This window comes from Actinopolymorpha cephalotaxi, from assembly GCF_013408535.1.
Classification (GTDB): Bacteria; Actinomycetota; Actinomycetes; order Propionibacteriales; family Actinopolymorphaceae; genus Actinopolymorpha; species Actinopolymorpha cephalotaxi.
Map to the genome: position 1 here is coordinate 3,141,629 of NZ_JACBZA010000001.1, position 12,318 is coordinate 3,153,946.

Sequence of the window (12,318 nt, forward strand, 5' to 3'; positions counted from 1 at the left end):
CCGAACCCGGATCCGATCCCCGGACCTGAACCCGGTTCCGAACCCCAGACCCGAACCAGGTCCCCACCCGACTCCCCACCCGAAGGGTTTCTATGTCGATGAACCGAGGCGGCGGTGGCGCCGCCATGCGGTCCTTCATGAAGGACACCTCAGTACGCGGGCACAAGCTCGCCCCCCGCACGATCCGCCGCATCCTCGCCTTCGGCCGCCCCTACCGCGGCCTGCTGACGATCTTCCTGCTCCTCGTGGCCGTCGACGCGACCGTCGGCGCCGTCACTCCCCTGCTCTTCCGCGGGATCATCGACGACGGCATCACCCCCGGCCGTACCGACGTCGTGGTGTCCCTCGCCGGAATCGTCGCGCTCCTCGCCCTGCTGTCCGCGGCGGCCACCCTGGCCCAGCGGTGGTTCTCCGCCCGGATCGGCGAGGGCCTCGTCTTCGACCTGCGCACCGCGGTGTTCGACCACGTGCAGGGCATGCCGGTCGCCTTCTTCAGCCGTACGCAGACCGGCGCGCTCATCCAGCGGCTCAACGGCGACGTACTCGGCGCCCAGCAGGCGTTCACCTCCACGCTGTCCAACGTGGTGAGCAACCTGCTCAGCGTGGTGCTCGTCCTCGCCGCGATGCTGGCGATGTCGTGGCAGATCACCCTGCTGGCGTTGGTGCTGCTGCCGCTGTTCGTCCTACCCGCCCGGATGATGGCCCCCAGGCTGCGCGCGGCGACCGCCGAGAGCTACCGGCTCAACGCCACCATGGCTCAGACAATGACCGAGCGGTTCAACGTCGCGGGCGCCATGCTGGCCAAGCTGTTCGGCCGGCCGCAGGACTCCTCCCGCGACTTCGCCGGCAAGGCCGCGAGAGTCCGCGACATCGGGGTCACCACCGCGACGTACGCCGGGATCTTCCGGGTCTCGCTCACTCTCGTCGCCGCGCTCGCGGTGGCGCTCGTCTACGGACTGGGCGGCGTCTTCGCCGTCGAGGGCGCGCTCGGCATCGGCACCGTGGTCGCGCTCACCGCCTACCTCACCCGGCTGTACGGGCCGCTCACCTCGCTGTCGAACCTCCAGGTCGACGTGATGACGACGCTGGTCAGCTTCGAGCGGGTGCTGGAGGTGCTCGACCTGCCGCCGATGGTCGCCGACCGCGCGGACGCGGTGGACCTGCCGGCGAACGTCGAACCCAGGCTGGAGTTCGATCGCGTGTCGTTCCGCTATCCCTCCGCGGCCGAGGTGTCCCTCGCGTCCCTGGAGTCGGTGGCCACGCTGTCCCGGCAGGTCGGCGAGGAGGTGCTGCGGGACGTGAACGTCGAGGTCGCGCCGGGCCGGATGGTCGCCGTGGTCGGCCCGTCCGGTGCCGGTAAGACGACGCTGGCCTCGCTGGTGTCCCGGCTGTACGACGTGACCAGCGGCACCATCCGCGTCGGCGGCCACGACGTCCGCTCGGTCACCCAGCGGTCACTGCGATCGGTGATCGGCGTGGTCACCCAGGACTCGCACATGTACCACGACACCATCCGTGCCAACCTGCTGCTGGCCCGCCCGGACGCCGCCGACGCCGACCTGTGGGCGGCACTGGACGCGGCCCGGATCGGTCCCCTGGTGGCCGGTCTGCCCGACGGGCTGGAGACCGTTGTCGGTGACCGCGGCTACCGCCTGTCCGGCGGCGAACGCCAGCGGCTCGCCATCGCCCGGCTGCTGCTGAAGGCCCCGTCGATCGTCATCCTGGACGAGGCCACCGCACACCTGGACTCCGAGTCCGAGGCGGCGGTGCAGGCCGCGCTGGCCACCGCGCTGACCGGGCGTACGTCCCTGGTGATCGCGCACCGGCTGTCCACGGTCCGCGACGCCGACGAGATCCTGGTCCTGGACGAGGGCCGGGTACGCGAACGCGGCACGCACGAGCAGCTGCTCGCCGCCGGCGGGCTCTACGCCGAGCTGTACCGCACGCAGTTCGCGCGTCAGGACGGCGAGGACGAACTCGCCGCAGTGCCCACGCCATAAGCACTGTCCAGGCGGGCTTACCGCAGGCGGAACTTCGCGGTGAACGACTTTCCCCTTGCGGCGTCGACGTCGACCGCGAGTTTGATGGTCGGACTCAGCTGGGTCACCGTGATCCGGGGATCACCGGAGACGAGGGACAGCGCCGCCCGGTCGATCTCGATGTCGATCGTTCCCGCGTTCTCCCTCGTCGGGTCGTTCACCGCGATCTCGAAGGTGTCGCCGGCCACCTCCCGCGTCATCACCGACGCCCGCCGGTTACTGGTGACGTCGCCCGCCCCGGTGGCCGCGTCGGTCCAGAAGTTGTAGCCGGTGACTCCGAGGGTGTTCTCGCGGACGGCGTGCACTGCGTCCGTGTTGGCGAGCACCGCGATGTCCGGCCTCCTGGCGTAGTCACGGGTCTGCGCCGGAGTGCGGTTCGGCAACAGCACATAGCTGTAGGAGGCGGCGGCGGGATCGACGCCGTGGTCCATGGTGAGCGTCATGAAGTGGTTGGTGTACGCCGGCCCGCCGGTTCCGTTGGCGGACAGGTCGGACCAGCGGCCGGTGCGGGTGTCCCGCAGGGCGTCCACCGTGGCGCCGCCAGGGAAGTAGTAGCCGATGGAGTCGCGAACGTCACTGCCGGGGTTGGCGCCGAGGTTGATCCAGGAGACATCGGCGAGCTCGCGCGACCAGCCGGGCTCGCTCGGCTCGGCCACACCGTCCACGACCAGCCGATTGGTGCCGTCCGCGTTCAGCTTGCGGTTCTCCACGACCGTCTCAACTCGGCGGCCGGCCGGCGAGGTCGTCCTGATGTCCGAGCCCAGAGCGACAACCTCGTCGTCGAACATGAACCACGACTTCCGCGCGCTCAGTGAACCGCCGAGCACGCCCCCGACCGGGCGCAGGTGCATGCCGGAGGCGCCGTAGTCGCCGAGAACACTCCCTCCCGACCAGGAGTTGGCCGGCACTCCCTCGCCGTCACCGTTCTGCACGTTGCCCTCGGGGTTGCCGCGGAAGCGGGGCCGTACCTCCGTGGTGGTTCCGGGCAGCCGCGTCATGTCGACGGTCGGCCAGAAGTTCCCGGCGAACTGCCCGAGGTCGTCGTTGTAGAGGTAGGTCATCCCGTCGCCGGTGTACCAGGCCTTGGCGTTCTCGTTGTTCATCTGCTCGTAGTTCAGCACCCGCTTGGAACTCTTCGCGATCGCGAACGCGAAACCCCTTGCACGGTGGACGGTCCGGTCCATGCTGTTGTACGCGAAGTGGCCGACCGGCTCCGGCCGTGGCGTGATCGCCGGATCGGCCATGATCTCCTTCACGGTGGTCACCACGAAGAGGGTTGCCCGGGAATTGCCGGCGGCGTAGAAGTTCCGGTAGGTGTCCGCACCCACCCAGGACTTGATCATCGCCTTGAACCGCGCGGCGTGCTCGGGTGGTGCGACGGTCGCGATCGTGGCGATGTTGGCGATGACGGCGTGCCCGGCGTCGTGGTCCTGTTCGATGTTCCGCCCGATCGCACGGCCGCGCACCATGTCCATCCCGGCGCCCTTGTAGATAAGGGGTTCGTAGCCGTTGTAGATGGTGGCGTAGAACTTCCCGGCATCCTGCGCGGAGATGTCCCACGGTGATCCGCTGAGCAGGTAGACGATGTTCGACAGGCTGTTGAGGTGCTCCTTGCCGTACGACAGGTTGTACGGCACCGCTACGTGGTCGATGTAGGAGCCGTCCTCGTAGAAGCCGACGCCGCTGGTCGCGTAGTCCAGCAACGGCGGGATCAGGTTTCGCACGTTCGCGACGCGTTCGCCGCTCTTCTGCAGGACCCCGCTCACGAGCTGGTGAACGAGGATGTCGGTGGCGTTGGCTCCTCGCCAGTTCCCGATGTCGGACGGAACGAAGTGGTCCAGAGCCGCGGTGTAGTTGTGGAGCTGCGCCGGACTCAGCTGGTCGTACAGCATCACCGTGATGTCCTTGAGCCGGTTGGGAGCACCGATGTACCACTCCCACCAGTTGCCCCGCGCCACGGTCGTGTCGTTGTACCAGTGGGTGTTCACCCAGTCCAGGGCGGTGATGATGTCGTCGCGCAGGCGTACGTCGCCGTGCAGCGGCGAGCCCGCCGTGGACAAGGCCAGCGTCATCGCACGGAGCCGGATGTACGTCGCGTCGATCGCGTAGCCGTTCGCGCTGACGTCGGCGAGGTCGCTCCAGACGTAGGTGTCCGGAGTCGTGTCCATCGACTCCCAGAAGCCCCGCCCCGCTTCGGTGAGGGCGGTGATCCGGCGCGCGACGTCCGGGTCCTGCACGTTCAGGCCGGGCCCGCCGTCCAGGGAGTCCTTCCAGCGCTGACGAAGCGTGTCGAAGGAGTCGGCGGATTCGAACGAGCCCGAGGAGGGGGACGAGCCGTCGCCGGAGCCGGACGATCCGGCGCCGTGGCCGGACGACCCGGACGGCCTGTCGCCGTCGCCGGGCGCGTCAGGAGGAACACCCAACCCCAGCAGGGAAAGCAACAGAGCCACCACCATCAGTCCGTAACGTGGAGCGTTATGCCTCATGGCGCCCTCCCGTGACGGCCGCGGAGCGGTGGGACGGGACGAGGACAGACTCTAGGCGCGGACCGCGCGGAGGGCGATGGTGACCAGCGGGACGTCGAACTCGCCGGAGGACGTCTCCGGCCGGGCCCGCAGATAGCCGCGGACCCGGGCGAGCACCTGCGCCCGGTCCACCTCGTCCATCACCAGGATCCGCGAGTGCGTGCCGAGCATCCCGACCACCTGCTCGCTGGTCCGGCGTTCGTGGGACCCGAACTCCGCGGTCTCCTGGCCGGCGAACGCCACGTGGTCGAAAAGCTCCTGCCGCATGGGCGACTCGCGGGTCTCGCGTACCGAACCGAGCGCCTGCACCACCTCGTTCAGCCCGGCTACCCACGCGACGCCGTCGTCGTGCAGGTTCCACAACGCGGCGAGTACGCCGCCGGGGCGCAGCACCCGGGCGATCTCCGGCAGCGCGCGGTCCCGGTCGAACCAGTGGAACGCCTGCCCCACGACCACAGCGTCGAACGCGCCGTCGGGTGCGGGGATCGCCTCCGCGGTCCCGGTGAACGCGGGCACGTCGGGCAGCCGCCGGTGCAACTCGGCCAGCATCGCGTCGTCGGGCTCGACCGCGACCACGTCCAGGCCGAGGCCGCGGACCACCTCGGTCAGCTTGCCCGTCCCGGCGGCGAGGTCGAGAACGCGTACGACGTCCTCGCCCGCGACGGGTTCGAGCGCCCAGCGCACCGCCGTCTCGGGGTAGCTCGGCCGGAACTCCGCGTAGGCGGCAGCGCCGGCGCCGAACGACTCCGCGCGCCGTTCGCGCTGGCCGGGGTCGGCCGGACGAACGTAGTCGTTGAGCGCCGACCCGCTGTGCCCGGCGGACCGGGCGGACCCGGTGGACCCGGTGGAGTCGGTCGACCCGGTGGAGTCGGTGGACATCAGGCCCTCCCGGTCTTCGCCTGGCCGGTCGCCGGCCCGGCGGTGGTCAGGCCTCGGCGTACCAGCTCGAACGACACCACGGCGGCCGCGCCGGCGACGTTGAGGGACTCCACGTCCCCCGGCATCGGGATCCGCACCCAGGTGCCGACGTAGGGCCGGATCGCCGGGCTCACCCCGGCCGTCTCGCTGCCCAGCACGAACGCCGCGAACGGTGGCACCTCCGCGTCGAACACCGTCTCCGGCGCGTCCGCGGCCAGCCCGAACACCGTGTATCCCGCCTCGACCAGTCGCTCCACCGCGTCCTGCGCGGTCTCCGCCCGCAGCACCGGTGCCCGGAACGCCACGCCCGCGGAGGCCTTCACCACCAGCGGGTCGATGCCGGCCACACCGTGGTGGGGTACGACGACCCCGGCCAGGCCGGCCGCGGTGGCCGAACGCAGGATCATCCCGACGTTCGACGGTGTGGTGATCCCGTCCAGGACGAGCACCGTGGGCGGCCGCTCATGATGGCGTACGTCGAGCGCGCCGGCGAGGGTGCGCATCCGCGGCGCCACCACGTCGGCGAGCACGCCGTTGTCGTGCCGGCCGTTGCCGGACAGCAGGGTGATCCGGTGCGCCGGCTCCCGGCGTACCGGCACTCCCCTGGCGTCGGCGGCGGCGACGATCTCGCGCACCGACGGCCCGCGCGACCCCTCGGCCACCAGCACCTTGTCGATCTGCAGCGCCTCGTCTGCGAGCGCGGCCAGCACCGGCCGGAAGCCGTACACGGTCACGAACCGGTCCTTGGGCGACACCTCTTCCCGCACGCCGCCCAGTCTTCCACCGCGCGGTTCTCCGGCCGGGACGGGCCACCGCATGCGAACGGCGGCCGATCCCACCGCGATGGGATCGGCCGCCGAACGACACACTCAGGCGCGGACCTGCGAGCGCGGCCTACACCTCCAGCGGCAGCTTCACCGGCTGGCCGGTCTCCGCCGACTTGTACGCCGCGAACGCGATCTCGGTGGCGCGGTAGCCGTCCCAGCCGTTCGGGTGCGGCGCGGTGCCCTCCCGGATCCCGGACACGAACGCCTCGACCAGGCCCGCGTCGGCGTTGCCGCCCCACGGCGTCCACGACACGCTCTGCGGACCCTGCCGGCCCGGCCCGTCGGAGTAGACGTTGATGGTCTGGGCGAACGCGTCCGCCGCGGCGACGCCGTCCTCCCCCACGATCTCCATGGTGACCGCGCCCCACGTCGGGTAGGACTTCGGCTTGCTCCAGCTGCAGTCGATGGTGGCGACGGTGCCGTCGGCGAAGGTGACCGCGATCGTGCCGGCGGTCTCCACCGGCAGGTCGGGGTAGAGGATCTTGTTGTGCTGGGCGTAGACCTCGACCGCCTCGGAGTCGAGCATCCAGCGGAGCAGGTCGGCCACGTGCACGGTGTGGTCCATCACCGCGCCGCCGCCGGCGAGCTGGGGGTCGACGAACCACCCGCCGGGCATCGTGCCCGGGTTGGTGCCGGCCACCGCGTGGATACGGCCGAGCCCACCGGACCGGACGATCCGCTCCAGCCCGGCGATCGCCTCGGCGAACCGCACCGGGAACGCCGTCATCAGGTGCACGCCGGCCGCGTCGCAGGCGTCGATCATCGCCTTGCCGTCGGCGAGTGAGGTGGCCAGCGGCTTCTCGCACAGCACGTGCGCACCCGCCGCCGCGGCCTTCTCCACCAGCACCCGGTGCCCGGCGTTCTCACTGCAGATCACCACGCCGTCGGGAGCCCACTCGAGCAGCTCGTCGTAGGAGGTGGTGAACGGAATGCCGAGCCGGTCCGCGAGCGGCTTGCCGCGCTCGGCGTTCTCGTCGGCGGCGCGCAGCTCGACACCGGGCAGGTCGGCCAGGACGGCCGCGTAGCCCGCGCCGTGCAGGTGCGCGAAGGACAGGATCCCGATCTTGACTGGGGTCGTGCTGGTCATGCCGACGCCACCTCCGCGGCCACTGGTGCGCTTCCTTCGTACGGGGTGGCGCTGACCGGCAGCTCGACAGCCTGCCCGGTCTGCGCCGAGGTGACCGCGGCGAGCGCGACGGCCAGGGCGGCGCGCCCGTCGTGGGCGGTCACCCGTGGTTGGGGTCCGCCCTCGATGGCGGCGGCGAACTCGGCCAGCTCCCGGGTGAACGACGAACCGAAGCTCGATCCCGCCGCGGCTGCCAGCGTCCCAGGAATGGTCTGGACCACCGGCCGCTGGTCGGAGGCGTAGTCGATCAGCCCTTCACTGCCGGCGAGCTCGTAGCTGGTGCGGAACGAGCCGCCCTGCCGGGCCCACGACGCGGTCAGGTGGGAGATCGTGCCGCCGACGTGGGTGAGGATGGCGTACGCGTGGGTGGGGCCGTTCTGCGGTCCGGCGGGCCGCATCAGCTTGGCGTACACGCGTACGACATCGCCGGCGATCCAGCGGGCGAAGTCGATGTCGTGGATCATCACGTCGCCGATGATCCCGGCGGAGCGGGCCATGTCGTGGTACCAGCCCTGCGGGTTGGGCATGCCGCCCTCGCGGGTGAACCGCATGACGCCGGGCCGGCCGATCCGCCCCGCGGCCACCGCGTCGCGCGCCGAGGCGTACTCGGGCATGAACCGCACCACCTGCGCGGTGAACAACGGGACGCCGGCCTGCTCCGAGGCGGCGATCAGCTCGTCCGCCTCCTCCAGCGTCCGGGCCAGCGGCTTCTCGCAGATCACCGGCTTGCCCGCCCGCAGGGCGGCCAGCGCCAGCGGGGCGTGCGTGTCGGTGGGCGTGCACACGTCCACGACGTCGACCGAACGCAGCAGCGACGCGAGGTCGGGATGCACCTGCAGGCCGAGGTCCTTCTGCGCGACCGCCCTGGACTCGGGCAGCTCGTCGAAGCCGTGCAGCTCGGCCCCCAGCTCCCGCCAACCACCGATGTGCACCCGCCCGATGCCGCCGAGACCGACGACGCCCACTCTGGAGACCTTCACCTGTGGCAAACCCTTCCTTAGACCGATCTCACCAGATCTGGTGCAGACCATATGCCTATCGGGCCGACCACCCGAACGGAAGGGCTGTCCGATGCGCGGACGGCCGGCTGCCGAACGCCGTTCCGTCGGGGCTGCCGTACGCCGTGCCGCCGTACGGGCGGGTCAGGCGAGTACGTCGGCCAGCTGGATCCGGGCCCCGTCGGCCGCGGCGGACAGCTCGCCCGCCCGCAGGACGGCGAGAATCTCCAGCGTCTCCGCCGGTGCCACCGGCGGCACCCCGGTGCGCACCATCTCCACCACCGCGCGCAGCTGGCCGGTGTAGTAGGCGTCGGCGTCCTCGATCGCGATGGCGTGCCGGCCCTTGCGGGCGTGCAGAGTGAGATGAAAACCACACGTCGCGTCGCGCAGGACCTGCACGACGGCGCTCGGGCCGCCGGGCCCGTAGCCGAGCACCGCCACGTCCCGCTCCGGCCAGCTGGTCCGCTGCACCCAGCGCACCCCCGGCCCGAGGACGGCGTACACCTGCTCGACCGCGTGCACGCCGTAGTGCGACCACTCCCCCGGGCCGACGCTGACCACCGAGGAGGGCTCGCCGAGGTCGGCGACGTACGCCGCGTCGTCGGCGAGCTCCCGGGCGTACCGCAGCGCCGACGAACTTGTCACCGGCACGCCCCGCTCGGCGGCGAGCCGGAACAACGTCCGGGCCTCCCGCAGGTCCTGCGTCATCGGCTTGTCCAGGAACGCCGGCACCCCGGCCGCCACGAACGCGCGGGCCTGCGGCACGTGGTGGCGGCCGTGGCCGGAGTCGTCGACCACGAGGACCAGGTCGGTCTGGTGGAGGAGTTCGGTCGGCTCGGCGATCACCCGGCCGATGTCGTACGTCGCGGCGAGGGTGCGGGCGTCCGGCTGGTCCGCGCGCACCACCCCGCCCCACACCCAGGTGATCCGGGCGCCGGGGATCGCGGCCTGTTCGTTCAGGATCCGGGCGTACGCGCCGGCGTGGGAGGTGTCGACCCCGAGCAGGCCGACCCGCACGTTGCCGCCCGTCTCACCAGCCGCTGGTCCGCTCATCCGGCGGCACCCCTCCATCCGTCCGTACGTACGCCGTGACCAAGGTGGCACTGTACGTTGTCAGCGCCTCACGCGCCGACTCCCGCGTTCGCCGTCGGGCCCGGTCGGGCGCGCCAGCCGGGCGAGGACGTCCGGTAGCGGCCCGGTCGTCACCACCCCGAGCCGGCGGGTCGCCCGGGTGAGCGCGACGTACAGGTCACCCGCGCCGTGCGCGTCGTAGGTGGCACACGCTCCCGGCCGGACGGCCTCGAGGATCGCCGCGGGGTCGACCACGACGACCGAGTCGAACTCCAGTCCCTTGGCCTGCGCCACGGTGAGCAGCGCGACCCGGGCGTCGAGGACGGCGGGGCTGCCGCCGAGTGCGACGTCGGTGCGGACCGCGCGCAGCTGCCGGCCGAGGCCGGCGAACCGGGACTCGGGCACGATCACCGCCAGCCGGCCCGCCGGCTCACCCCGGTCGGAGGAGTGGTCGCCGTCGGCGTGGTCGCCGCTGGGGTTCGCGCCGGCGGCCAGCGCTGCGAGCTCCTCGTCCACCGCGGCGGACAACGCCGGAGCGAGCTCGGCCTCCTCGACCGGCCGCCACCAGGGCTCGGCGCCGTCGCGGACCGAGCCGGGCGGTGCCGCGTCCGGGTCGATCGTGGCGAGTACGTCGGCCGCGAGCGCCATGATCGGCGCGGGCGTGCGGTAGTTGACGGTGAGGCGTTCGCGGCGCCAGCGTCCCTGCGCCCACAGGTCCAGCACCTCCGCCCAGGTCGCCGGGGCGCCGGGGGCACTGGCCTGGGCCAGGTCGCCGACCAGGGTCATCGACCGCGCCGGGCACCGCCGCATCAGCAGCCGCCACGCCATCGCCGGCAGCTCCTGCGCCTCGTCCACGATCACGTGGCCGTACACCCACTGCCGGTCGCCCAGCGCGCCCTCGCTCACCGGGCCGCCGCCCTCGTCACCGCGGTAGCGCCGGACCACGCCCTCGGCCAGCGGGTCCACGTCGTCGTCGGTGGTGGTGACGTCGTCCGCGAACTCTTCGTACTCCTGCTGCAGCTCGACCCCGGCCCGGGCGTAGCCGGTCTCCTCCGTCACCTCCCCCCTCTCCCGACGTTCGGCCGCGGCGGCGGCGTAGACGGCGCGGTCGAGCTCGCCGAGGTGTTCGGCGGCCTCGTCCAGCAGCGGGACGTCCGCAGGTGTCCACCGCTGGGCAGCCGGCGGACCGGGCCGCAGCAACGCCGCCCGCTCGGCCGCGGTGAACTCCGGCGCGGCGGAGGCGATCAGGTCGGCCGAGCTGTAGAGGTCGGCGAGCAGCTCGGTCGGGGTGAGCTCGGGCCACAGGCCGTCGAGCGCGGCCCGCACCTCGGGCGCGGCGGCGAGCTCCCGGCGGATGTCCTGCACGTCGGCGTCGCCGAGCAGGTCGGCGCCGAGCCGGTCGACGGCCTGCCGGGTGAGCGCGCCGAGAATGTCGCGGACGAAGTGCCGGCGGGCGCGGTTGGCGAGTTCACCATCGCGGCCGGCGCGGGCGCGGGCGCGGTCCCGAACCCGCTCGCAGACGGCCCGGGACAGGACGTACGGCTCGCCGTCGACGACCAGCTCGAGGTCGTGCTCGGGCACCCGCTGCCGGTCGCGGACGGCCGCGGCCACCACGTCCGCCATCCGCGGGTCGCCCTTGACCCGCGCGGCGAGCGGCTCGTCCTCACCCGAAGCGCTCACCCCGGGGTACAGCTCCGCGAGCGTGGCGAGCACCACGTCGGTCTCGCCGAGGGAGGGCAGCACCTGGTCGATGTAGCGGGTGAACGTGGGGTTCGGCCCGACGATCAGCACGCCGCGCCGCGCCAGCCGCGCCCGGTGGGTGTAGAGGAGGTACGCCGCCCGGTGCAGCGCCACCACCGTCTTGCCGGTGCCGGGCCCGCCCTCCACCACCAGGATCCCGGCCAGGCCGGAACGGATCACCCGGTCCTGTTCGGCCTGGATGGTGGCCACGATCTCGTTCATCCGGCCGGTGCGGCCGGCGGCGAGGGACGCGAGCAGGGCCGCCTCGCCCGACAGCTGGCGGCGTTCGGTGTCGTCCATGTCGCCGAGGGTCGCGAGGTCGAGCACGTCGTCCTCGATGCCGACAACGGTGCGGTCGTGGGTACGCAGGTGCCGCCGGCGGCGGACACCGAGCCGCCGGGCCGGCGTCGCGCCGTAGAACGCCTGCGCCGCCGGCGCCCGCCAGTCGACGAGCACGGGTTCGTAGTCGTCGTCGAACAATCCGATCCGGCCGATGTAGAGGCGGGTGTCGTCGTCGTTGTCGAGCCGGCCGAAACACAATCCGCGCTCGACGGCGCCCAGTTGGGAAAGCCGTCCGGTAAGGAGCTCGTGGTAGGACTGGCGTTCGGACATCGACTGGTGGGTGAGCGCGTGCTCACCGCGGTGAACAGCGTCGAGCCGGCGCTGAGCACGCTCGCGGAGCGAGTCCAGCCGGTCGTACAGCATGCCGACATGGCCTTGTTCGTAAGCGATCTCGGCGGCGACCGAATTCCCGGCCGAGGTTGACGCATGGCGTGAATTCGGGCTAGAATTCGCGGAGTCGTCTGGTTCGAATTCTTCGGCGGACGCGGCGACGGACGTAATTGTGTGGGACGCGCCGGACACGGCGGACCTGGAATTCTCGGTCATTTCCCCTGCCGAATCGAAGTGACGAAATAAACAGCCCACGCTACCAAGAATGTCGGCTGTTCCGCCAGACTCGATTTTCCTGAAGCAGCATTGTTTTCGCGTACGCGAATTCCCCGATATTACTGCACCGCGCGATGTCGTGTGTTATCGCACCGCGCTTGTGCCGGGGTCGATGGCGCGTCGGTG

At 71.7% G+C, this 12,318-nt stretch carries 8 protein-coding genes; 1 reads left to right on the plus strand and 7 read right to left on the minus strand.

Translation table 11 applies throughout. The features are described 5' to 3' along the window. The first annotated feature begins 98 nt into the window (after nucleotides 1-98). Nucleotides 99-2,000 (plus strand): ABC transporter ATP-binding protein, encoded by a 1,902-nt coding sequence (locus tag FHR37_RS13920; RefSeq protein ID WP_330831738.1) that lies wholly within the window; start codon nucleotides 99-101, stop codon nucleotides 1,998-2,000. Nucleotides 2,001-2,017: 17 nt separating this feature from the next. Here the strand turns inward: FHR37_RS13920 and FHR37_RS13925 are convergent, their stop codons facing one another. The 7 genes from FHR37_RS13925 to FHR37_RS13955 all read right to left on the minus strand — a co-directional run bounded on the left by FHR37_RS13925 (nucleotide 2,018) and on the right by FHR37_RS13955 (nucleotide 11,949). Further along, a complete protein-coding gene (locus tag FHR37_RS13925; RefSeq protein ID WP_092883416.1) occupies nucleotides 2,018-4,525 on the minus strand; it encodes a polysaccharide lyase 8 family protein in 2,508 nt (835 codons plus the stop codon). A gap of 51 nt (nucleotides 4,526-4,576) precedes the next feature. Continuing rightward, a complete protein-coding gene (locus tag FHR37_RS13930) occupies nucleotides 4,577-5,443 on the minus strand; it encodes a class I SAM-dependent methyltransferase (protein ID WP_092883417.1) in 867 nt (288 codons plus the stop codon). Next, on the minus strand, nucleotides 5,443-6,249 hold the full coding sequence (locus tag FHR37_RS13935; protein WP_202818080.1) for a TrmH family RNA methyltransferase: 807 nt from the start codon (nucleotides 6,247-6,249) through the stop codon (nucleotides 5,443-5,445). The genes FHR37_RS13930 and FHR37_RS13935 overlap by 1 nt, the downstream gene beginning before the upstream one ends. Nucleotides 6,250-6,376: 127 nt before the next feature. Beyond that, nucleotides 6,377-7,396: a Gfo/Idh/MocA family protein gene (locus FHR37_RS13940; protein ID WP_092883419.1), complete on the minus strand. Its 1,020-nt coding sequence runs from the start codon at nucleotides 7,394-7,396 to the stop codon at nucleotides 6,377-6,379. Beyond that, nucleotides 7,393-8,466, minus strand: coding sequence for a Gfo/Idh/MocA family protein (locus FHR37_RS13945; protein WP_092883420.1), 1,074 nt, complete (start codon nucleotides 8,464-8,466; stop codon nucleotides 7,393-7,395). The genes FHR37_RS13940 and FHR37_RS13945 overlap by 4 nt, the downstream gene beginning before the upstream one ends. Nucleotides 8,467-8,577: 111 nt before the next feature. Continuing rightward, nucleotides 8,578-9,486: a Gfo/Idh/MocA family protein gene (locus tag FHR37_RS13950; protein WP_092883421.1), complete on the minus strand. Its 909-nt coding sequence runs from the start codon at nucleotides 9,484-9,486 to the stop codon at nucleotides 8,578-8,580. A gap of 60 nt (nucleotides 9,487-9,546) precedes the next feature. Continuing rightward, a complete protein-coding gene (locus tag FHR37_RS13955; protein WP_202818081.1) occupies nucleotides 9,547-11,949 on the minus strand; it encodes a HelD family protein in 2,403 nt (800 codons plus the stop codon). Nucleotides 11,950-12,318: the final 369 nt, after the last annotated feature.

Coding starts and splice junctions, on each gene's coding strand:
- FHR37_RS13930 (WP_092883417.1), bottom strand. CDS start 5,443: ATGTCCACCGACTCCACCGGGTCGACCGACTCCACCGGGTCCACCGGG.
- FHR37_RS13945 (WP_092883420.1), bottom strand. CDS start 8,466: ATGGTCTGCACCAGATCTGGTGAGATCGGTCTAAGGAAGGGTTTGCCA.
- FHR37_RS13950 (WP_092883421.1), bottom strand. CDS start 9,486: ATGAGCGGACCAGCGGCTGGTGAGACGGGCGGCAACGTGCGGGTCGGC.
- FHR37_RS13940 (WP_092883419.1), bottom strand. CDS start 7,396: ATGACCAGCACGACCCCAGTCAAGATCGGGATCCTGTCCTTCGCGCAC.
- FHR37_RS13920 (WP_330831738.1), top strand. CDS start 99: ATGAACCGAGGCGGCGGTGGCGCCGCCATGCGGTCCTTCATGAAGGAC.
- FHR37_RS13955 (WP_202818081.1), bottom strand. CDS start 11,949: ATGCTGTACGACCGGCTGGACTCGCTCCGCGAGCGTGCTCAGCGCCGG.
- FHR37_RS13925 (WP_092883416.1), bottom strand. CDS start 4,525: ATGAGGCATAACGCTCCACGTTACGGACTGATGGTGGTGGCTCTGTTG.